This window comes from Bradyrhizobium sp. USDA 4461 (assembly GCF_054055655.1).
This window is the reverse complement of sequence record NZ_JBSRXM010000001.1, coordinates 2,182,672-2,203,487: the sequence shown is the minus strand read 5'-3', so window position 1 is coordinate 2,203,487 and position 20,816 is coordinate 2,182,672. Positions and strand designations below refer to the sequence as shown.

Below are 20,816 nucleotides of genomic sequence, written 5' to 3'. Positions count from 1 at the left end.
GCGCCAAGGATGTGGTGCGACCCGGTGCAAGCTTAGGGGATCCAAGGCTAATAAACGGCTAACAAGCCGTAAACTACGGTACCGGCGGAGGAACGTTGGCCGTGTACCAGATCCGGAAGCTGGTCAGCGCCGGATGCGCCAGCGACCGCTCCAGATAGGTCCAGATCCGGGGCTGGTGCTTGAGGTAGTGCGGCTTGCCGTCGCGCCGGTTGAGCCGGGCGAAGGTGCCGAGCAGGCGGGTATTTCGCTGCGCCGACATGATCGCATAGAGCTCGGCGAACCCGGCCGGATCGAAGTTCTCGTCGGTGGCGCGCCGCGCCTTGATGTAGCGGGTCAACAGCGCCAGCTCGAGCTGCTCGGGCACGTCGATCCGCGCATCCTGCAGCAGCGACACCACGTCATAGGCCGCGGGGCCGAGCGTTGCGTCCTGGAAGTCGATGATGCCGACGCGCAGGATGCCGGTGCGTTCGGCAAGCCAGATGATGTTCGGCGAATGGAAGTCGCGGATCACCCAGGTCTGCGGGGCCGCAGCGGGCTTCTCCAGCAGGCCGCGCCACATGCCGAGGAATTCGCTGCGGATCTCCTCGCTCGGCTGCACGCCGCGGTCGGGCAAATACCATTCCAGCATCAGCCCGATCTCGATCAGCCAGGCGTCGATATCGAACACCGGGATGTCGTAGCTCTCGTTTGATGTCAGCGGCAGCGTGTCGGGCAGCGCCTCGCGATGCAGCGCGGCGAGCATGTCGACGGCGGCCTCGTAGCGCTCGGCGATCGGCTGCGGCGGATCGCCCGCGATGACGCCTTCGGCGCCGAGATCCTCGGTGATGAGGAAGCCGGATTCGAGATCGATGTGGCGGATCGCAGGCGCGGAGAAGCCGTGCTTGCGCAGACCGTTTCCGATCGCGACGAACGGCCTGACATCTTCGGCGAGATGCACCGCGGCGCTGTACGGCCTGCCGTTGTAGATCGCCGGGCCGTCGGGGCGGCGCGGCGAGTTCATCAGGATCACGCTGCCGTCGTCATTGCGCAGCCGCGCATAGGAGCGGGTCGAGGCATCGCCCGGCATCCGCTCACGCCGGGCGGTGAGGAAGCCCGCGCGATCGAGGAACTGGCGCAGCTCGTTCAGCCGGGTGACCTTCGCCGCGGCCTTGCCGTGGCCGGTGATCTCGGCCGCGCGCGCGGCCGATCCGAGCGCCGGGCGATGGCTGAAGGCGATGTCGATGCGATCGGCGGGCATCGCGTCGGGCGCGCGCTCCGGCCATTCGATCAGCGCCACGATATCGTCGGGCAATGGCGCCAGCCCGATCTCCTCGAGCTCGCTGGCGTCATTGATGCGATAGAGGTCGGCATGGACAAGCGGAAACGACGGCAGCTCGTAGCTCTGCGCCAGCGTGAAGGTCGGGCTCGGCACCTCAAGCGTATCGTCGTCGGCGAGGTAGCGGATCAGCGCGCGCGCGGCCGCGGTCTTGCCAGCGCCGAGGTCGCCCGACAGCGTGATGACGTCGCCGGCGCCGATCAGCAGCGCGAGGTCGGCCATCAGCTCTGACGTCGCGGTTTCGTTCGCGAGCGCCACCGAGAATGTCGAGGGCGCCGTCATTCGGCAGCGTTGCGATGTGCGGTCTGGTCGATCGGGAAGTCGCAGGTCACCGTCGTGCCCTGGCCTACGGTCGAATCGACGCGCACCCGTCCGCCATGCAGCTCGACGAAGGAGCGGACCAGCGACAGGCCGAGCCCGGCGCCGCGATGCCGCGAGCCATGGGAATGGCTCTCGAACCAGTTGAACACCTTGTCGCGCATCTCGGGCGGAATGCCGGGACCGGCATCGGTCACCGCAAACACCACGCTGTGCGCGGTGCGGTGCGCGCTGATCGTGACGGTGGCGTCATGCGGCGAGAAGCCGACCGCATTGGCGAGCAGATTGTAGAGCACCTGCACGACGCGCCGCTCGTCGCCGATGAAGGCGCCGATATTGGGCTCGATGTCGACCTTGAGCGCGATGCGGTCGGTGGCCAGCCGGTCCTGGATGCCTTCGGCGGCGGCCTCGATCGCCTGTCCGATATTGACCGGGCCGAGCTCGAGCTTCATCGCGCCGGCGTCGATGGTGGCAAGATCGAGGATGTTGTTGGTCAGTGCCAGCAGCGCGTTGGTCGATTTGGTGACGTAATCGAGATATTCGGCCTGCTTCGGGGTCAGCGGTCCGGTCGAGGGATCGCTGAGGAAATGCGCGAAGCCGATGATGGTGGTGAGGGGCGCGCGCAGCTCGTAGGAGACGTGGTGGACGAAATCGACCTTCATCTGGTCGGCGGTTTCCAGCGCCTCGTTGCGCTCGCGCAGCGCCCGCTCGACATTCTCGGTGTCGGTGATGTCCTGGAACGCGAGCAGGGTCTTGCCGTCGGGCAGCGGGATGGTCAGGCAGTTCAGCACGCTGCCATCCCTGCGCTCGAGCTTGAGCGCGACCTGGGCGCGGTTCTCGATCGCGGTGATCTGCTCGCGCAGCGTCCGCCAGGTCAGCGCGTCGTCGAACAGCGGCCGGCACAGCGCTTCCACCGCCTCGATATGCGGTTCGCCCTGCAGCGCGTCAGGCGGCAGCTTCCACATCTTGGCGAACGGCGGGTTGAACAGTTCGGCGCGGCCGTTGCTGCCGAACACCGCGACCGCTTCGCTGAGATTGTCGAGGGTCTCGCGCTGCACCCGGGTCAGGCGGTCGTAGCGGCGGGCGAGGTCGAGGCTCTCGGTGACGTTGTCGAACAGATAGGTGACGCCGCCCTCGAGGTTCGGCGTGGTGACGACGTGGATGGCGCGGCCGTCGGGCAGGAACCAGGTATAGGTCTCGGATTCGACCGCGCGGTAGGCCTCGTGCAGCTTGGCCTTCCAGGCGCGGAAGTCCGGCTGCTCGGGCAGCTTGCGGTTGGCGCGCAGCCGGTCGAGCACGCTGGAATCGTCGGGATTGCTGTCGAGGAAGGCCTGGTCGAGGCCCCACAGCCGCCGATAGGATTCGTTGTAGAAGGTGAGCCGGCGGTCGGCGTCGAACACCGCGACGCCAGAGGACAATTGGTCGAGGGTGCGCCGGTGCGCTTCGACCATCCGCGCGATCGCCGCACGGAGCGCCGCGGCTTCGCTGGCGTCGATCGCGATCCCGGCGGTGCCGCCGGAAAGCTTGAGCGCCTGGACGTCGTAGATCCGCCGCTCGCCGCTGACCACGATCGGCAGCCGCGCGGCATAGCTGGCATTGTCGTTCAGCGCGCGGGTCAATTCGGTGCGCTGGTCGCTTTCGAGCAGTTCGAGATTGCGCTGCAGCGCGTCCGACACGCTCTTGCCCTCGGTGGCGCGGACATAGGCCGCGTTGGCATAGCGCAGATTGCCCTCGAGGCTCTTGGCCCAGATCGGCCAGGGTGCCGCGGCAGCGAAATCGCGCAGCAGCTCCGTCTCCTCCTGCAGCGTCTTGTAGCGCAGGTTGGATTCGGCGAGTTCGCGGCGCAGGCCGCCGAGCTCGCGGATCCGGACGATGGCTTGTCCCCCGATCGCGCGGCCCATCGCCTCGATGGCGCGGCCGGCGGAGGTGGAGAGGTTGAGCAGGAACGCCTCGCCCTTCTCGCGCAGCGCGTCGACGGCGTGGTCCATCTGCAGCGCCGGCTCGGGCGGCAGCCAGGTTCCGAAGGCAAGGACGCGCTGCGGCGACCCTTCCTGCGACATCACCAGCGAGGTGTCGCCCGAGATCTGCGGCCGGTTGTCGCCCGCGGCCCAGGAGATCAGGACCTGCGGCTCGACGAACAGCAGCGCGCGCAGCCGGTCCGATTGCGCCTGCAGGTCCGATATCTCGGATTGCAGCTGTTCTTCATTGCGGGTCGCGCGCAGCCGGGTGCGCATCAACAGGATCGCGGCGACGGCGGAGAAGCCGACCAGCGCGAACGACGTCGCGAGCACCGCGACCTCCTGGTGATTGAAGCCGAGATGATCCGACATCGCCTGGGCGACCAGGCTTTCGGCGGCGAACGAGGCGCGGGCCGGCAGCAATGCGGTGATGGCGAGCCCAATCATGCCGTCGCGCGCCAGTGAGGTGCATGACAGCAGGGTTCGACGCATTGCCGCGACTACGCCCGACATATGTTGCCCCAGAACGCACAAACCTTGAGGCATGATCCGGAAATGAGGAGACCGGTGTTCCCTCACGGCAAACGTTTCGCGTTTGTCCGTGGATCATGCCCGAGCAGGACCCGACAGCCCGACGAAGACCCCCCGTCGCGCTCGAATCAATCCAGAATAGTCCCAACCGGACTCGGCGAGTAAGAGTCCAGACCGTGAACGCAGAATCCGCTGTGAAAAAATGCGCCGGTGGTGTGGATTTTACGCGAATTGACTCCGTATTCACGCGGGAGTGCGCTTCAGCAGCGTGATCTGCCAGAGGCATCCGCACACGTCTCGGGTTACGACGACAGGTGGGCTCCCTCGCCCCGTTCTTACGGGGAGAGGGTTGGGGTGAGGGGCCGTCTCCGCAGATGGGGTGATGGCTGCGCTCGCGGAGATCCCCCCTCACCCGGAACGCATCTGACGATGCGTTCCGACCTCTCCCCGCACGCGGGGCGAGGTGAGCCGGCGCCCGCTGATCTAGCGTCCGGTCGAGCCGAAGCCGCCGCTGCCGCGCTCGGTGGACGACAGCACCTCGACCGCAACCAGCTCGGCCCGTGTGACCGGCGCGATCACCATCTGCGCGATGCGCTCGCCGCGCCGGATCGAGAACACCTGCTCGCCGTGATTGATCAGCAGCACGTTGATCTCGCCGCGATAGTCGGCGTCGATCGTGCCTGGCGAGTTCAGCACCGTGACGCCGTATTTGGCGGCGAGCCCGGAGCGCGGTCGCACCTGCGCCTCATAGCCCGCCGGCAGCGCGATGGTCAGCCCGGTCGGAACCATCTCGTAGCGCCCCGGCAGCAGCAGCAGCGGCGCCGACCGCGGCACCGCGGCCAACAGGTCGAGCCCGGCTGCGCCATCGGTCTGATAGATCGGCAGCAGCAGATCAGCGCCATGCGGCAATTGGTGGACTTCGACCTTGATGGTGGCGCTCACGATCCGGTTCCTACTTCTCGTGCGATCCGCGACACCAGCGCGGTCGCGACTTCTTCCTTGGTCATGACCGGCCAGGAATCGACGGTGACCTCCTTGCCCTCGCGCGCGAGCAGATGGACGGTGTTGCGGTCGCCGCCCATCACGCCGGTCGCCGGCGAGACGTCGTTGGCGACGATCCAGTCGCAGCCCTTGCGCGCGAACTTGGCCTTGGCGTTCTCGATCAGGTGCTCGGTCTCGGCGGCAAAGCCGATCACCAGCGGCGGCCGCTTCTCCTTCAGCTTGGAAATTGTCGCGAGGATGTCGGGGTTCTCGACCAGTTGCAGCGGCGGCATGCCGGCTGTGGTCTTCTTCAGTTTCTGGCTGCCTTCGGTGGCGACCCGCCAGTCGGCGACTGCGGCGGCAAAGATCGCCACGTCGACCGGCAGCGCCGCCTCGACCCGGTGCAGCATGTCGCGCGCGGATTCCACGTGCATCACCGAGATGCCCTGGGGATCGTCGAGCTCGACCGGCCCGGTCACCAGCACGACCTCGGCGCCGGCGGCGCGCGCGGCAGCCGCGATGGCAAAGCCCTGCTTGCCGGACGAGCGGTTGGCAATGTAGCGGACCGGATCGATCGCCTCGTGGGTCGGCCCGGCGGTGATCAGCACCCGCTTGCCGGCCAGCGGGCGCGGCTGCGGCGGCCGCAACATGCGCTCGGCGGCGGCGGCGATCTCGACAGGCTCGGCCATCCGCCCGACGCCGGCCTCGCCGGCTTCGGCCATCTCGCCCGCATTGGGGCCGACGGTATGGACGCCGTCGCGGCGCAGCTGCAGCACGTTGCGGCGGGTGGCCGGGTTGTTCCACATCAGCGGATTCATCGCCGGCGCCAGCAGGATCTGCCGGTTTGCCGCCAGCAGCGTGGCGGTGGCGAGGTCGTCGGCATGGCCCTGCGCCATCTTGGCCATCAGGTCGGCGGTCGCCGGTGCCACCACGATCAGGTCGCAGTCCCGCGCCAGGCGGATATGGCCGGCGTCGAACTCGCTCTCGGCGTCGAACAGGTCGGTATAAACGCGCTCATGCGACAGCGCGCTGGCGGCGAGCGGGGTGACGAACTGCTGGGCCGCCTTGGTCAGCACGCAGCGGACCTGGATGTGCCGTTCCTTGAGCCGCCGGATCAGATCCAGCGCCTTGTAGGCCGCGATCCCGCCGCCGATGATCAGGGTCACCCGGGCCTCGCCGGCCGCGCTGCCGGCCCGCGGCGCAGGCGCTGCGGGCGTGGCGGAGCCCGATCTGGGCGCCTCCGCAGGCTCTGTACCGCCCTCGGCGAGGTCCCGGAGGATGACCCGGATCTCCTCTTCGACCGAGCGCCCGTTTTTGGCGGACCGCAGCCGCAGATAGGCTTTCAGGGTGTCGTCGAGTTTGCGGATGGTCAGGCTGGCCATGGCATGCCCCAGGCATGATCCGGAAAAGTGCGAAGCGGTTTTCCGACAAGATCATGCGTATGATAGCGATGCTATCACATGGTGCATGCATTGCAATCAGTGCGCTCGGATGGCGAAAAAGATCGCGATGGAGGCGATCGCAATGACCCAAAGGCCTATGGTCTGGACCCGCTCCTTGCGGGCCTCGGCGCGGGCCATTTCGTCGATCGAATCCGACGACAGCGTGTGGCCCTCCCGCGTCATGGTCTCGAGCTGCTCGAGCACCGTCACGGCGCGGTTGGCAATCGACGGCAAATTGGCAAGGACGCGACCGAGCTCGCCTGCGCCCGAGATCGCGCCCTGGATGCGGCCGGCCGGCCCGAGATTCTGCGTGATCCATTCGCGCACCACCGGGTCGGCGATCTTCCAGATGTCGAGCTTGGGGTCGAAGCCGCGCGCCACGCCCTCGACCACCACCATGGTCTTCTGCAGCAGGATCAGCTCGGGGCGCGTCTGCATGTCGAACAGGCCGGTGACCTCGAGCAGAAGCGTCAGCAGCTTCGCCATCGAGATTTCCTCGGCGGTACGGTTGTGGATCGGCTCGCCGATGGCGCGGATGGCTTGCGCAAAATTCTCCACCGAATGGTGGCCCGGCACATAGCCGGCCTCGAAATGCACCTCGGCGACGCGGCGATAGTCGCGGGTGATGAAGCCGAGCAGGATCTCGGCCAGGAAGCGCCGCTCCTTCAGCCCGAGCCGACCCATGATGCCGAAATCCACCGCAACGAGGCGGCCGGCCTCGTCGAGGAACAGATTGCCCGGATGCATGTCGGCATGGAAGAAGCCGTCGCGCAGCGCGTGGCGCAGGAAGCTCTGGATCACCTTGCGGCCGAGATCGGGCAGGTCGACCTGGGCCTGCGCCAGGCGCGCGTGATCGTTCAGCGCAATGCCGTCGATCCATTCCATCGTCAGCACGCTGTGCGCGGTGCGATCCCAATCCACGGTGGGCACGCGGAAGTCCGGATCGTCGCGGGTGTTCTCGGCCATCTCGGACAGCGCGGCCGCCTCCAGCCGCAGATCCATCTCCATCGCGACCGAGCGCGACATCGTATTGATGACTTCGATCAGCCTCAAGCGCCTTGCCTCGGCGGAATGCGCCTCGGCCTTGTGCGCGACAAAGAAGAAGTCGCTGAGGTCGCGGCGGAAGCGCGCGGCGACGTTGGGCCGGAGCACCTTGACCGCAACCTGCTGGCGCACGCCGTCGCGCTCGACCTCGCCGCGATGTACCTGTGCGATCGAGGCTGCGGCGACCGCCGGGCCCAGATGTACGAAGGCCTGCGATACCGGCCGTTCCAGCGATTGCGTGATGACGGTCTCGGCCTCTTGCTGCGCGAATGGCGGCAGCCGGTCCTGCAGGCTTTCGAGGTCGCGCGCCATCGCGACGCCGACCACGTCGGGACGGGTGGCGAGGAATTGCCCCAGCTTGAGATAGGCCGGCCCGAGCCGAGTCAGCGCGCGTGACAGCCGCGGCCCTGACTTGGCCGAGCGGCGCTCGATCAGCCGCGCCATCTTCAATGCGAGTTGTCCCGGCGGCGGCACCAGCGCGGGATCGACGACCCCGAACACGCCCTCGCGCGCAAACACGAAACCGGCGCGGGCAAGCCGCGCGATGTGGGTCAGTGCAGAGATCACAAACGCCAGCCCGAATGCAGCGCCACGATGCCGCCGGAGAGGCTCTGCCACTTCACGCGCGCAAAGCCGGCGGCGCCGATCATCTCGGCGAACGCGTTCGGCCGCGGGAATTTGCGGATCGACTCGACGAGATATTGATAGGACTCGGCATCACCGGTGACGGCGCGGCCGAGCGGCGGGATTACCTTGAAGGAAAACAGATCGTAGATCCGGTCGAGGCCGGGCACGTCGACGGTGGAGAATTCCAGGCACAGGAAGCGGCTGCCGGGCTTGAGCACCCGATAGGCCTCGCGCAGCGCCAGCTCGATCTGCGGCACGTTGCGGATGCCGAAAGCGATGGTGTAGGCGTCGAACGAACGGTCGGCGAAAGCCAACGCCTCGGCATTGCCCTCGACGAACGACACGCGGTCATCGAGATGCTGTTTGGCGGCGCGCTCGCGGCCGACCGCGAGCATGTCGGTGTTGATGTCGCAGACCGTGGCATGGAAGCCGGCGCCCGCGGCCTTGGCGGCGCGGAACGAGATGTCGCCGGTGCCGCCGGCGACGTCGAGCAGCGCGAACGGGCGGTCGCCCTTCGGTGGGTCGAGCGTCGTGATCATGACGTCCTTCCAGGCCCGGTGCAGGCCTGCCGACATCAGATCGTTCATCAGGTCGTAGCGTTGTGCCACGCTGTGAAACACATCGTTCACCAGCGTCTGCTTCTCGCCCAGGGGCACGTCCCTGAAGCCGAAATGGGTGGTTTGATCCGGCCGATCCATCACTCAGAACTCTTACCCTTTTTGGCCCTTTTTGGTCGCGTTTTCGAGCTCGAAGACGCTCCAGCCAAACCATAGCGCGGCGGCCGCAATGGCGCTATCACGTCACTTCCAAAAGGTGAATGCCCGCCATGCCGGAATTACCCGAAGTCGAGACCGTCCGCCGCGGCCTGCAACCGGCCATGGAAGGCTCCAAGATCCTCAAGGCCGAGGCCCGCCGCAAGGATTTGCGATTTCCGTTTCAAAAAGACTTTATCGCCCGCCTCGAAGGCCGGACCATCACCGGGCTCGGCCGCCGTGCCAAATATTTGATGGCGGACCTTAACTCCGGCGACGTGCTGCTGATGCATCTGGGCATGTCGGGCTCGTTCCGCGTGCTGAAGCCGGAAGGCGCGGCGACGCCGGGGCAATTCCACCATCCGCGCAGCGACGATCGCGCGCATGATCACGTCGTGTTCCACATGTCCTCGGGCGCAGCCGTCGTGTTCAACGATCCCAGGCGCTTCGGCTACATGAAGATCATCGCCCGCGACGCGATCGAGGATGAGCCGCTGTTGAAGGGCCTCGGCCCGGAGCCGCTCGGCAATGCGTTCGACGCGGCAATGCTGGCGCGCTCCTGTCACAACAAGAAGACCAGCCTGAAGGCGGCGCTGCTCGATCAGCGCGTGGTGGCGGGACTTGGCAATATCTATGTCTGCGAGGCACTGTTTCGTTCGCATCTGTCGCCGCGGCGATTGGCCGCGACGCTCGCGACCAAGAAGGCCGAGCCGACCGACCACGCCAAACGGCTGGTCGACGCGATCCATTCGGTGCTCAACCAGGCGATCAAGGCCGGCGGCTCCTCGATCAGCGACCATCGCCTGACCAACGGCGATCTCGGCTATTTCCAGCATTCGTTCCAGGTCTACGACCGCGAGGGCGAGTCCTGCCGCACGTCGGGTTGCGAGGGCATCGTCAGGCGCTTTACCCAGAACGGCCGTTCGACGTTCTGGTGCCCGAAGTGCCAGAAGTGACAGCCATGCAAGAATAACAATAAAGGGAGTGCGGATCATGGGCGGCAATTGGCGCGATCGCGCCGCGACAAGTTTTCAATGTGAGAAGCAGCCGGCCACCAGCAGCCGCGGCATGGTGGTGAGCAATCATCCGCTGGCATCGAGTGCCGGCGCCGAGATGCTCGCGGCCGGCGGCAATGCGATCGATGCGGCGATCGCCACGTTGTTCACGCTGACCGTGGTCGAGCCGATGATGGTCGGCATCATCGGCGGCGGCATGGCCCATATCCGCCTCGCCGACGGCAGCCACCGCTTCATCGACGGCCAGAGCACGGTGCCGCAGGCGGTGCGGCCGGACACTTACACCTCGAAGCCCGGTTCGGCGCATGACGTGTTCGACACCGTCGGCAACGAGAATTTGAACGGGCCGAAGGCGGTCGCGGTGCCGGGCTCGCTGAAGGCGTGGTGCGAGACGCTGCGCCGCTTCGGCACCATGAGCCTTGCCGACGTCATGCAGCCCGCGATCAAGCATGCCGCGCGCGGCTATGCGGCGACGCCGTACTTGCATGAATGCATCACCGACGGCGCCGAGGAGATGCTGAAGGACAGGCCGATTGCGGCGATCTATCTGCCCGATGGCGCGCCGCTGAAACCCGGCGAGCGCGTGGTGCAGGCCGAATATGCCGAGACCCTGAGATACATCGCCGACCACGGCGACAATGCGCTCTACCAGGGGCCGCTCGGCGACATCCTGGTCGACTACATGAAGCGGAACGGTGGCTTCATCGCGCAACAGGATCTCGCGACCTACAAGACCGTCGAGCGGCAGCCGATCCGCTGTGACTACCGCGGCTGGGAAATCCTCGGGCCGCCGCCGCCGGCGGCGTCAGGCGTGCACATCACGCAGATGCTGAACATCCTCGAAGGTTATGACGTCGCGCGGCTCGGCTTCGGCACGGCCGAGACGATCCATTATCTCGCCGAGGTGCTGAAGATCGCCTTTGCCGATCGCGCGGCCGCGAGCGGCGATCCCGCCTATATCAATGTCCCGGTGGAGCGGCTGACCTCGAAGGCCTATGCCGACGAGCGTCGCGGCGCGATCGATGCCAATCGCGCGCAGGCGTGGGGTGCCGGCGTCACGCAACTCGAGAGCGCGCACACCACGCACATGACGGCAGCGGATGCGATGGGCAATGTGGTCGCGACCACCCAGACCATCAACAATCTGTTCGGCGCCAAGATCCTGATCCCGGGCCTCGGCACCGTGCCGAACAATTACATGAACCTGTTCGATCCGCGGCCGGGACACGCGCTGTCGCTCGCCGCGGGCAAGCGCGTCACCACCTCGATGTCGCCGATGATGGCGCTGCGCGACGGCAAGCTCGCCTATGCGCTGGGTCTGCCCGGCGGCAAGCGCATCTTCCCGAGCGCGATGCAGGCGCTGATCAATCTGATCGATCACGGCATGGATCTGCAGGAAGCGGTCGAGGCGCCGCGGGTGTGGACCGAGGGCAATGCGCTGGAAGTCGAGCAGGCGGTGCCGGAGAGCATCCGCGCGGCGCTGGCAGCGAAAGGCCACAAGGTGCAGGTGGTGCCGACGGTTGCCGGCGGCATGAACGCGATCCAGTTCCATGAGGACGGCACGATGTCGGGCGCAGCCTGCTGGCGCGCCGACGGCACGCCGGTCGGGATTGCCGGCGGTCTGGCGCGGGCCGGAGTCAGATTTGCGTTGCGGTAACGGGCTGGCTGGGCTCCCTCGCCCCGCTCTTGCGGGGAGAGGTAAAACAATCTTCGTCACGTTTTGTATCCAACGAATCTTGCTGGATCATGGACTTTCCCAAACTGCGTCCCGCAAACCGATGTATTTATTGCGGCTCTAGCGGGGGCGGCCTTCCACTTGAGGACGAGCATATCATCCCGACATCACTCGGCGGTAACATCATTTTCCCAAAGGCGAGCTGCAGAAAGTGTTCGGGCATAACCAGCAATATTGAAGGCTATATCGCCCGCAAGGTGTTCTGGGAATTCCGCCTTTCCACGGGCATAAAATCTCGCCGCGGTACGAAAAACCGACCTACCGAACTTCCCCTCACCGTCGATTTTCAGTCGGGTGATCGCAAGCAATTTTCCCTTCCTATATCTAATCATCCGTCAGGGGTCGCCCTACTGCACTTCCCACTACCTGGGGTGATGACGGGCGCTCCCCCCAGCGATAATTGGGAGTGGGTGAAGATTCGTCATTGGTACATTGATAGCAGGTTGCCCAATGATATCGAGGGTGCCAAATCCTTCAATTTCAAATTCGAAATCAAGAATTGGCACTTCGCCAAATTTTTAGCAAAGGTAGCCCATGGATTTGCCGTAGCTCATTTCGGCATCAACGCTTTCGATCATTGGTTGCCCGATCTTATCTTAGGTCGACACAATAACGGGGCTTACGTCATTGGCAGCGAACCAGATCTTCCACCACCGGTGGATATCGACTTCAGAGTTGGAATTGACACTTGGTCTTCTCCCAAGGGCGCACGCTACGTACTCGTCAAATTTCGCTTATTTGCTGGCATGGGACTTCTAGTCCCCGGAAGTCTCTCTACTCCAGTCTACTGCGTCATAGCGGGTCCGATCGATCCCTCGCGACATTTCGTAGAGGGCTACCAAGACCTCACGAGCGCATAGACGAAAAAATACTTTCGGTCGTCGTTCAGAATCACGGCATGTCAGGTGCATAGTTCCCTACAAGCGGGGCGAGGTGACCTTACCTCCTGACGCAGATCACGCGGACCACGGCGGCCTTGGCGTCCGCCGATTCGCCTGACGCGGTAACGCCCTGCGCCTTCAGGAAACTGCGCACGGTGTCGGCCGGCACCAGCGCGGCCTGCGCCGGTGGTGCGGCGGTCGCAGGGCCCGCGACGATGACCGGCCTCAGCAATGCGATGCCGGCAAACTTGCCGCTGCCGTCGAGCGCCGCTGCGCCGGAAAATCCGACCGCCGGCGGCGGTGACAGCGCCTGGTCGCCGCCGCCGAGTTGCGCGACCGAAGCCTTGAGGCTGCTCGCGGCCGTGCCGCCGCCCTGGTTCTGCGGATCGGCGATCCCCGTGATCTCGAGCGCGGTCTGCGTCGCCTGGCCCGCGATGTTGAGCGGCTTCAGCCCGCGCGCGCCGTAGATGCGCAGCAGCGCGAGATCGTGCTCCTTGTCCTCGGCGACCCGATCGGCATTGCCGTAGCCCGGGATCGTCAGCGCGATGCAGTCGGCGGTCGCCACGCGGTCGGTGACAACAGCGCCGTCGTCGCTGACCACGACGCCGGTGCCATATTCGACAGTCTTGCGCGGCGGCGGGCCGGCCTGCACGCCCGATGGGAATGCATTGAAGGCACTCGACATCGCGATCACCACCGGCTCGACGGTGGTTTGCATCGCCTGGTCGTAGAGGATGGTGAGGATGCGGACCTCATCGCCCTTCAAAGTGCCGCGCAGATAGAACTTCTTCAGCCCCTGGAGGCCCGACAGCACGAAAAAATCAGGCTTCACCACGGTGTAATCGATGGTGCGGCCGGCCGGCTCCTTCTTTTCCTGCTCGGCAAGCTTCGCGGTGGTCGGGCTCGCTTCCTTGCGCCGGGTCAAGAGCACCTGGACCGTGCCGGTCGGCGAGGTCCATCTGGCGCCGGAGGCATCGCTGGTGACCTGCGGCACCAGTTTAGTCGGAATGCCGAGCCGCGCCCCGGTGGCAGGCTCGGTGACGATCCGCCAGCCGACGCTCTCCTGTTTCCGCCGCGCAGTGTCGGCGAGCACGCCGCGCTCCTGCGGGTTCAGCACCCCGGTCGGCTTGCCACCGCGGTTCTTCTGGAATTCCTTGATCGCATTGACCATGCGCTCGCTGACGTCGCCTGATATCGCGCCGTTATATTCGCCGACCCAGGCGAGGTCGGATTGCAGCGCCAGCCGATCGGCCTGCGCCATTGCGTTGGCGGTATCCTCCGGCTTTTGCAACGCGGGGCGAACCGGCACCGTGGTCACCGCCTTCGGCTTGGCCCCGGCGGTGGTCGGCGGCGTCAACTGGGCGTTCGCCGCGCCGATCATCGCGACCATCAATGTTGCCGAAAGCACCAATCTCATGACAAATCCGGTGGAAATGACTGAAACCATTGACGTCGACGTAATTAAGCACATCTGCTTGGTCGGCAACAACCGCGCTCCGGTTCAGGTTTCAACCCTCATCCCCGCGCAACGGCTTTGCCGTTGTCGCTGGAGGAGCGGCGTGAGCCGCGTCTCGAAGGATGAGGCCACAGATGGGGCCTTCATGGTTCGAGACGCGCGTGCCGCGCTCCTCACCATGAGGGGATACGGGTAGGACTGATGAGACAATGCTGAGTGCTGACGAGCTCGAACGTTATGCCCGCCACATCGTGCTGCGCGAGGTGGGTGGTCCCGGCCAGAATGCGCTGAAGCAGGCGTCGGTGCTGGTGATCGGCGCCGGCGGCCTCGGCGCGCCGGTGCTGATGTATCTGGCCGCCGCCGGCGTCGGCCGGCTCGGCGTGATCGATGACGATGTCGTCTCGCTCTCCAATTTGCAGCGCCAGATCATCCATACGACATCCGACATCGGCCAGCGCAAGGTCGATAGCGCGGCGGCGCAAATCCACGCGCTCAATCCGCATGTGACGTTCGAGGCGCATCCGATGCGGCTCACCGCCGACAATGCAATGGCGCTGATTGCGAACTACGATCTGGTGCTCGACGGCTCCGACAATTTCGAGACCCGCTATCTCGTCGCCGATGCCTGCTTCCTCGCGAAGCGGCCGCTGATCACGGCGGCACTCGGACAGTTCGACGGTTCGCTGACCACGATCCGCGCGCATGAAAGGAATGCCGAAGGCGAGTTCAACCCGACCTATCGCTGCCTGTTTCCGGAAGCGCCGCCGCCGGGCACGGTGCCGGCCTGCGCCGAGGCCGGCGTGATGGGCGCGCTCGCGGGCGTCTTGGGATCGATGATGGCGCTGGAGGCGATCCGCGAGATCGTCGGCTTCGGCGAGGGCTTGGTCGGCCGCCTGCTAATGGTGGACGCGCGCGCAATGCGGTTCGAAACCCTGCGCTACGCGCGCGACCCGCAGAACCCGCTCAACGGTGATGCGCCAGTCATCACCGATCTGAGCGGGCATGTAGTCAGTTAGGACGCCTTTGCGGGCTTCTCGCTGTCCATGTGCCGCAGGTGCTCCTCCGGATAGCGTCCGCCGGCGGCGGCGCCGGGCGGAAATGCCTCTGCCAGTGCGGCAAGATGCGCCGCGGTCAGCTTCACATCGAGCGCGCCGCGCGCCTCGGTCAGCCGCTCGCGCCGCCGCGCGCCGACCAGCGGCACGATGTCCTTGCCTTGCGCCGCGACCCAGGCAATCGCGACCTGCGCCGGAGAGGCGCCGATCTCGCCGGCGATGGCGCGCAGCCGATCGGCGAGCGCGAGGTTGGTGTCGATATTGCCGGCTTGGAAGCGCGGGCTCAGCAGGCGGAAATCCTTCTCGCCGCCGCGGTCCTTCGACCAGTGCCCGCTGATCAGCCCGCGCGCCAGGACGCCATAGGCGGTGATGCCGATGCCGAGCTCGCGGCAGGTCTTGAGAATGTCGGTCTCGATGCCGCGCGAGATCAGCGAATATTCGATCTGCAGGTCGGCGATCGGATGCACCCTGTGGGCGCGGCGGATGGTGTCGGAGCCGACCTCTGACAGCCCGATATGTTTGATCCAGCCGGCCTTGATCATGTCGGCCATCGCGCCGACCGTGTCCTCGATCGGCACATTGGGATCGAGCCGCGCCGGGCGGTAGATGTCGATGTGATCGACGCCGAGCCGCTGCAGCGAATAGGCGACGAAATTCTTCACGGCGACCGGACGGCTGTCATAGCCGTGAAAGCCGTAGTTGCGATCACGCAGCGCGCCGAACTTGACGCTGATCACGAGATTGTCGCGGCTGCGGCTCTTCAGCGCCTCGCCGATCAGCATCTCGTTGTGGCCCATGCCGTAGAAGTCGCCGGTGTCGAGCAGCGTGATGCCGGCGTCGAGCGCGGCATGGATGGTGGCGATGCTCTCGCTCCGGTCGGTCGGGCCGTAGAAGTCGGACATGCCCATGCAGCCGAGGCCGATCTGCGAAACTGTGGGGCCGGTGGAACCGAGTTTGGGTGTGTCCATGGTGGTGCTCCCTGGGAGGTCGCGGCAGATGATCCGCCGCCAAAATGACGCGGCTGATATGGGCCGCTACCGCTTTTGGGATAAGCTGGACAATCGAGAATGGGTTGTTCACTATATCGAACAATGCAGGATTTCGACCTTCGCGACCTCGACGCCTTCGTTGCGGTGGCGCGCACCCGCAATTTCCGGCGTGCGGCGCTGGAGAGCCGCGTCTCGGTTTCGAGCCTCAGCCAGCGCCTGCGCGACATGGAGGAGCGGCTCGGCGTCCGCCTGATGAACCGCACCACCCGCAGCGTCGCGCTGACCGAGGCCGGCGAACTGCTGCTCGCCCGCGTCGCACCGGCCATGGTCAATGTCGCCGATGCGATCACCGAGGTGCGTGGTCTGCGCGCCGAGCCGTCGGGGCGGCTGCGCATCAACGCACCGCCGCCTGCCGTCGATCTGGTGCTGGCGCCGATGATCGCGCCGTTCCTCGCCAGATATCCGCAGGTCGACCTCGACCTCGTCGCCGAGAGCGCGTTCGTCGACATCGTCGCGCAGGGCTTCGACGCCGGCGTGCGCTACGGCGAGCACCTGGCGCAGGACATGGTGGCGGTTCCACTCGGCGCGCCGCAGCGCTACGCGGTGGTGGCGTCGCGTGATTACGTCGCAAAGCACGGCCGGCCGATGCAGCCGAAGGATCTGCTGGCGCATGCCTGCATCCGCAGCCGCTTCAGCAACGGCCTGATGTTTGACTGGGAGTTCGAGAAGAACGGCCGCGTGGTGAAGATTTCGCCGCCGGCCAAGCTGACCGCGACCCATCTCGGCCTCGCGCTGCGCGCGGTCCATGACGGCGTCGGCTACTGGGCGACGTTCGAAGGCTATGTCCGCTACGGCGTCAAATCCGGCGCGCTGATCAGCGTGCTGGATGACTGGTGCCCGCCGTTCGACGGGCCGTTCCTGTATTATCCGAGCCGGCGCCAGCCGCCGCCGGCACTCGCCGCCTTCGTGTCGTTCGTCGCCGATTGGCGCAAGCAGGCGCGGAAAAAGAAATAGGGCGCGCTGCTACCGCATCGCCGGGACGATACCTCATGCGTGATTGCCGCCGTGGCTGCATCCCGCTACCTTCGCCGGCCGCACCGGCTCCTTTGCATGGGGTTGTTTTCGCTGTTTTGATAGCCGGGGCCTTTGCGGCAGGATCTCCCTTCCCCTTCCCCCTGAAAGGGGGAAGGTCGGGATGGGGGTCAGCCGGCTCTGTCGAGCAAAGCGGCCTCCCCTTTTCAAGGGGAGGTTAGGCATGAGGCGGTTGCCTTTATCCGTATCAGAAGCGCCCTACAGCATGCTCGGCAGCACGCGATCCGGCGGCTTGTGGGCGTCGAGGAAGGTTCGGATATTGATGATCACCTTCTCGCCCATCTCGACGCGGCCTTCGATGGTGGCCGAGCCCATATGCGGCAGCAGCGTCACCTTGCCGGCCCTGGCGAGCCGCACCAGCTTCGGATTGACCGCGGGCTCGTGCTCATAGACGTCGAGGCCGGCGCCGCCGACATCGCCGGCTTCGATCAGCTTGATCAGCGTGTCCTCGTCGATCACCTCGCCGCGCGCGGTGTTGACGATATAGGCCTCTTTCCGGATGAGCTTGAGCCGCCGCGCCGACAGCAGGTGATAGGTCGCCGGCGTGTGCGGGCAGTTCACCGAGATGATGTCCATCCGCGCCAGCATCTGGTCGAGGCTTTCCCAATAGGTCGCGCCGAGTTCGTCGGCGATCACGGGCGCCACCGGACGGCGATTGTGATAGTGGATCTGCAGGCCGAAGGCGCGGGCGCGACGTGCCACGGCCTGGCCGATGCGGCCCATGCCGATGATGCCGAGCCTTTTCCCGCCGATGCGATGGCCGAGCATCCAGGTCGGCGACCAGCCCGCCCAATGCTGCTTGCCTTCGGTCAGGATCGAGGCACCCTCGATCATGCGGCGCGGCACCGCCAGGATCAGCGCCATGGTCATGTCGGCGGTGTCCTCGGTCAGCACCTTCGGCGTGTTGGTCACCGTGATGCCGCGGGCATGCGCGGCCGCCACATCGATATTGTCGACGCCGTTGCCGAAATTGGCGATCATCTTCAGCTTGCAGTCGGGCTGGTTGATCACGTCCTCGCGGACCATGTCGGTCACGGTCGGCACCAGCACGTCGGCGGTCCTCGCCGCCTCCGCGATCTGTTCCGGCGTCATCGGCGTGTCGTCGAGATTCAGTCTGGCGTCGAACAGCTCGCGCATCCGGGTCTCGATCGAGTCCGGCAGCTTGCGGGTGACGACGACGAGAGGCTTTTTCTTCACCGACATGTCCTGCTTTCATGAGGCGCGCGGCTCGCCAAAAACCGAGCCGTTGAGGCCTCATTAACCCGGTTGTTCGACACTGCTGATAGCCGCGCTGTCCCGGCGTTTCCTTCGCGTTTCCTAGGGTTCCCCGATACTTGCCCCGGCTTTCGTCAGGGGGAAATTCGGGTGTTCTGGCTCTTAAGGCGTTCCGTCCTCTCTAGCAGAAGGCCGGGCCAAGACAAGAACCCCTCGGATCCGTGCGGGCAGGGAACGGCGCAGGCGCTGGAAGCCTTCGGGCATGGATTTGGGTTGCAGCTCGCCGAATGCGGGTTGGGCATCTCGGCAGGAGACGAGTTGATGGTCTGGCGTTTCGGTTCATTGGTGGCGCTGGTCGGAAGCATGCTGAGTGCGTCGGTCAGCCCCGGACATACCGCCAAGGATTTGAGCCCCACCACCAGCGGCCTGCCGATTCCCCGCTATGTCAGCCTGAAATCCGACCATGTGAACGTCAGGGCAGGCCCGACCAAGGACAACGACGTCGCCTGGGTCTACACCCGCTCGGGGCTGCCGGTCGAAATCACCGCCGAGTTCGAGAACTGGCGCCGGGTGCGCGATTCGGAAGGCGCCGAAGGCTGGGTCTATCACTCCCTGCTGTCCGGTCGCCGCACCGCCGTCGTGACGATGAAGAACAAGGACGATCTGGCCTCGCTGTACGACCGGCCCGACGCCACCAGCGCGATCGCGGCGCGCCTGCAGGCCGGCGTGGTCGCGCAGGTCAAGAAATGCGCCAACAACTGGTGCCGGGTCACCGGAAACGGCTTCGACGGCTGGATCGAGCAGCAGCGCCTCTGGGGCGTCTACGCGGACGAGAAGGTGGACTGACGCGTAGCGTCATTCCGGGGCGATGCGTTTAGCATCGAACCCGGAATCTCGAGATTCCCCGATGCGCAAGTGCGCATCTGAGGTCTAGTGCTGGCGCACCATCCCGGAATGACGACGTCTACGAAACAAAAATGGCCGGACACGAGCCCGGCCATCACAACTCAAATCGACGATAAGACGGTTCAGCGCTTCTTGCGCAGCCGCACCACCATGTCGACGCGGGAGATCTCGTAGCCATCCGGCACGTCGGGCATCTTCGACAGCACGAGGTTCGGGTCGGGAATGTCGACCAGCTCGTGGTTGTGCTCGAGGTAGAAGTGGTGATGGGTCGACACGTTGGTGTCGAAATAGGTCTTGGTGCCGTCGACGCTGACCTGGCGCAGCAGGCCGGCATCGGTCAGCTGGTTGAGCGTGTTGTAGACGGTCGCCAGCGACACCGGAACCTTGGCCAGCGTGGCTTCCTCGTACAGCATCTCAGCGGTCAGGTGGCGGGCGCCCTTGCCGAACAGCAGCCAGCCCAGCGCCATGCGCTGCCGGGTCGGCCGGAGACCGGCAGACTGCAGCATCTCGTTGACGTCGTGCCACGGGCAACCGGTCAGGGCAGGGTGGTGCCCAGCGCCCCGGGCAGCCGGGTGCACGGCATCGTCGTTCACAGCCGGTACTTCCTCGTTCATATCCACTCTATGCACCCAACTCAGGCAATATTCCTCATAAATATAAAAAGGATGCCTATCAGATGCAAGTTTTTCGCAACTAGAACGAATCCAAGCTGCGGTAGAAACCTATGGGATGACGGTCATTTATCATCGGAATGCCGCTTTGCCGCCCAGTTGGCCCTATGTTAGAGAGCGCGCGGACCACATATGCGCTTTCGGCAGAGATAACAGGCCGGTGGCGTACCCAGGTAGCGCCAAGATGCGGGACAAGATATTCCAGTTCCCGTGGGTAGATTAAGGTCCGACCAAGCAAAGCGCTTCATCGGGACATCAGAGGTGGATAGAGGATGCTGGATCGGCGCGGCGGTTATGAATACGAGGATTTGCTGGCTTGCGGGCGGGGCGAGCTGTTCGGTCCCGGCAACGCCCAGTTGCCGCTGCCGCCGATGCTCATGTTCGATCGGATCAGCGATATCTCCGAGAATGGCGGCGAGTTCGGCAAGGGGCTGGTGCGCGCCGAGCTCGAGGTGAAACCGGATCTCTGGTTCTTCGGCTGCCATTTCAAGAACGATCCGGTGATGCCGGGCTGCCTCGGCCTCGATGCCATGTGGCAAATGGTCGGCTTTTACCTCGGCTGGATCGGTGGCGAAGGTCGGGGCCGCGCGCTCGGCCTCGGCGAGCTGAAGTTCTCCGGACAGGTGCTGCCGCACGCGCGCAAGGTTGTGTACAACATCGACATCAAGCGCGTGATGCGGTCAAAGCTCGTGCTTGGAATTGCCGATGGGTGGCTTTCCATGGACGACGAGATTATTTATCGCGCCAAGGACTTGAAGGTCGGATTGTTCAAGCAGGGTACGGCGCCGTCTTGAGCGGGATCATGACGCGGCAACATAAAGGCAGGGCGAGGCGA

At 65.3% G+C, this 20,816-nt stretch carries 17 protein-coding genes; 7 read left to right on the top strand and 10 right to left on the bottom strand.

What is annotated here, in order from left to right:
• Positions 1-73: 73 nt before the first annotated feature.
• The 6 genes from tsaE to ubiE all read right to left on the bottom strand — a co-directional run bounded on the left by tsaE (position 74) and on the right by ubiE (position 8,914).
• Complete coding sequence (tsaE, locus tag ACVINW_RS10300; RefSeq protein ID WP_456751193.1) at positions 74-1,597, bottom strand: tRNA (adenosine(37)-N6)-threonylcarbamoyltransferase complex ATPase subunit type 1 TsaE; 1,524 nt, start codon at positions 1,595-1,597, stop codon at positions 74-76.
• Complete coding sequence (locus ACVINW_RS10295; RefSeq protein WP_456751192.1) at positions 1,594-4,104, bottom strand: ATP-binding protein; 2,511 nt, start codon at positions 4,102-4,104, stop codon at positions 1,594-1,596. Before ACVINW_RS10295 ends, tsaE begins: the two co-directional genes overlap by 4 nt.
• A gap of 501 nt (positions 4,105-4,605) precedes the next feature.
• Positions 4,606-5,064 (bottom strand): dUTP diphosphatase, encoded by a 459-nt coding sequence (dut, locus tag ACVINW_RS10290; protein WP_456751191.1) that lies wholly within the window; start codon positions 5,062-5,064, stop codon positions 4,606-4,608.
• Positions 5,061-6,485, bottom strand: a complete 1,425-nt coding sequence (coaBC, locus tag ACVINW_RS10285; protein ID WP_456751190.1) for a bifunctional phosphopantothenoylcysteine decarboxylase/phosphopantothenate--cysteine ligase CoaBC — start codon at positions 6,483-6,485, stop codon at positions 5,061-5,063. The genes dut and coaBC overlap by 4 nt, the downstream gene beginning before the upstream one ends.
• Before the next feature lie 96 nt (positions 6,486-6,581).
• Positions 6,582-8,156 (bottom strand): 2-polyprenylphenol 6-hydroxylase, encoded by a 1,575-nt coding sequence (gene ubiB, locus ACVINW_RS10280; RefSeq protein ID WP_456751189.1) that lies wholly within the window; start codon positions 8,154-8,156, stop codon positions 6,582-6,584.
• Positions 8,153-8,914 (bottom strand): bifunctional demethylmenaquinone methyltransferase/2-methoxy-6-polyprenyl-1,4-benzoquinol methylase UbiE, encoded by a 762-nt coding sequence (gene ubiE, locus ACVINW_RS10275; protein WP_456756359.1) that lies wholly within the window; start codon positions 8,912-8,914, stop codon positions 8,153-8,155. Before ubiE ends, ubiB begins: the two co-directional genes overlap by 4 nt.
• A 128-nt stretch (positions 8,915-9,042) precedes the next feature.
• Between ubiE and mutM the strand changes: the two genes are divergently transcribed.
• The 3 genes from mutM (at position 9,043) to ACVINW_RS10260 (ending at position 12,579) form a co-directional block, all read left to right on the top strand.
• Positions 9,043-9,924: a bifunctional DNA-formamidopyrimidine glycosylase/DNA-(apurinic or apyrimidinic site) lyase gene (mutM, locus tag ACVINW_RS10270; protein WP_456751188.1), complete on the top strand. Its 882-nt coding sequence runs from the start codon at positions 9,043-9,045 to the stop codon at positions 9,922-9,924.
• Positions 9,925-9,961: 37 nt separating this feature from the next.
• A complete protein-coding gene (ggt, locus tag ACVINW_RS10265) occupies positions 9,962-11,641 on the top strand; it encodes a gamma-glutamyltransferase (RefSeq protein ID WP_456751187.1) in 1,680 nt (559 codons plus the stop codon).
• A gap of 89 nt (positions 11,642-11,730) precedes the next feature.
• Positions 11,731-12,579, top strand: a complete 849-nt coding sequence (locus ACVINW_RS10260; protein ID WP_456751186.1) for an HNH endonuclease — start codon at positions 11,731-11,733, stop codon at positions 12,577-12,579.
• A 79-nt stretch (positions 12,580-12,658) separates the two neighbouring features.
• On the opposite strand, the gene ACVINW_RS10255 is transcribed toward ACVINW_RS10260, so the two are convergent.
• Complete coding sequence (locus ACVINW_RS10255) at positions 12,659-14,017, bottom strand: serine protease (protein WP_456751185.1); 1,359 nt, start codon at positions 14,015-14,017, stop codon at positions 12,659-12,661.
• Positions 14,018-14,265: 248 nt separating this feature from the next.
• On the opposite strand from ACVINW_RS10255, the gene ACVINW_RS10250 reads away from it, so the two are divergent.
• Complete coding sequence (locus ACVINW_RS10250) at positions 14,266-15,072, top strand: HesA/MoeB/ThiF family protein (protein ID WP_456751184.1); 807 nt, start codon at positions 14,266-14,268, stop codon at positions 15,070-15,072.
• Here ACVINW_RS10250 and ACVINW_RS10245 read toward each other — a convergent pair.
• Positions 15,069-16,076 (bottom strand): aldo/keto reductase, encoded by a 1,008-nt coding sequence (locus ACVINW_RS10245; RefSeq protein WP_456751183.1) that lies wholly within the window; start codon positions 16,074-16,076, stop codon positions 15,069-15,071. The two genes, ACVINW_RS10250 and ACVINW_RS10245, sit on opposite strands and share 4 nt — an antisense overlap.
• Positions 16,077-16,199: 123 nt before the next feature.
• Between ACVINW_RS10245 and ACVINW_RS10240 the strand changes: the two genes are divergently transcribed.
• Positions 16,200-17,111: a LysR family transcriptional regulator gene (locus ACVINW_RS10240; RefSeq protein WP_456751182.1), complete on the top strand. Its 912-nt coding sequence runs from the start codon at positions 16,200-16,202 to the stop codon at positions 17,109-17,111.
• A 276-nt stretch (positions 17,112-17,387) separates the two neighbouring features.
• On the opposite strand, the gene ACVINW_RS10235 is transcribed toward ACVINW_RS10240, so the two are convergent.
• The gene (locus ACVINW_RS10235) at positions 17,388-18,392 is read right to left on the bottom strand and encodes a 2-hydroxyacid dehydrogenase (RefSeq protein WP_456751181.1); all 1,005 of its coding nucleotides are present in this window, start codon (positions 18,390-18,392) and stop codon (positions 17,388-17,390) included.
• Positions 18,393-18,725: 333 nt separating this feature from the next.
• On the opposite strand from ACVINW_RS10235, the gene ACVINW_RS10230 reads away from it, so the two are divergent.
• Entirely contained in the window at positions 18,726-19,250 is a 525-nt protein-coding gene (locus ACVINW_RS10230) for an SH3 domain-containing protein (protein WP_456751180.1), read from the top strand.
• Positions 19,251-19,432: 182 nt separating this feature from the next.
• Here the strand turns inward: ACVINW_RS10230 and irrA are convergent, their stop codons facing one another.
• Complete coding sequence (gene irrA, locus ACVINW_RS10225; protein ID WP_050425403.1) at positions 19,433-19,924, bottom strand: iron response transcriptional regulator IrrA; 492 nt, start codon at positions 19,922-19,924, stop codon at positions 19,433-19,435.
• A gap of 329 nt (positions 19,925-20,253) precedes the next feature.
• Between irrA and fabA the strand changes: the two genes are divergently transcribed.
• Positions 20,254-20,775 (top strand): 3-hydroxyacyl-[acyl-carrier-protein] dehydratase FabA, encoded by a 522-nt coding sequence (gene fabA, locus ACVINW_RS10220; protein WP_021082637.1) that lies wholly within the window; start codon positions 20,254-20,256, stop codon positions 20,773-20,775.
• Positions 20,776-20,816 lie beyond the last annotated feature (41 nt).

Coding starts and splice junctions, on each gene's coding strand:
- tsaE (WP_456751193.1), bottom strand. CDS start 1,597: ATGACGGCGCCCTCGACATTCTCGGTGGCGCTCGCGAACGAAACCGCG.
- ACVINW_RS10295 (WP_456751192.1), bottom strand. CDS start 4,104: ATGTCGGGCGTAGTCGCGGCAATGCGTCGAACCCTGCTGTCATGCACC.
- coaBC (WP_456751190.1), bottom strand. CDS start 6,485: ATGGCCAGCCTGACCATCCGCAAACTCGACGACACCCTGAAAGCCTAT.
- ubiE (WP_456756359.1), bottom strand. CDS start 8,914: ATGGATCGGCCGGATCAAACCACCCATTTCGGCTTCAGGGACGTGCCC.
- mutM (WP_456751188.1), top strand. CDS start 9,043: ATGCCGGAATTACCCGAAGTCGAGACCGTCCGCCGCGGCCTGCAACCG.
- ggt (WP_456751187.1), top strand. CDS start 9,962: ATGGGCGGCAATTGGCGCGATCGCGCCGCGACAAGTTTTCAATGTGAG.
- ACVINW_RS10260 (WP_456751186.1), top strand. CDS start 11,731: ATGGACTTTCCCAAACTGCGTCCCGCAAACCGATGTATTTATTGCGGC.
- ACVINW_RS10255 (WP_456751185.1), bottom strand. CDS start 14,017: ATGAGATTGGTGCTTTCGGCAACATTGATGGTCGCGATGATCGGCGCG.
- ACVINW_RS10250 (WP_456751184.1), top strand. CDS start 14,266: ATGCTGAGTGCTGACGAGCTCGAACGTTATGCCCGCCACATCGTGCTG.
- ACVINW_RS10245 (WP_456751183.1), bottom strand. CDS start 16,076: ATGGACACACCCAAACTCGGTTCCACCGGCCCCACAGTTTCGCAGATC.
- ACVINW_RS10240 (WP_456751182.1), top strand. CDS start 16,200: ATGCAGGATTTCGACCTTCGCGACCTCGACGCCTTCGTTGCGGTGGCG.
- ACVINW_RS10235 (WP_456751181.1), bottom strand. CDS start 18,392: ATGTCGGTGAAGAAAAAGCCTCTCGTCGTCGTCACCCGCAAGCTGCCG.
- ACVINW_RS10230 (WP_456751180.1), top strand. CDS start 18,726: ATGGTCTGGCGTTTCGGTTCATTGGTGGCGCTGGTCGGAAGCATGCTG.
- irrA (WP_050425403.1), bottom strand. CDS start 19,924: ATGAACGAGGAAGTACCGGCTGTGAACGACGATGCCGTGCACCCGGCT.
- fabA (WP_021082637.1), top strand. CDS start 20,254: ATGCTGGATCGGCGCGGCGGTTATGAATACGAGGATTTGCTGGCTTGC.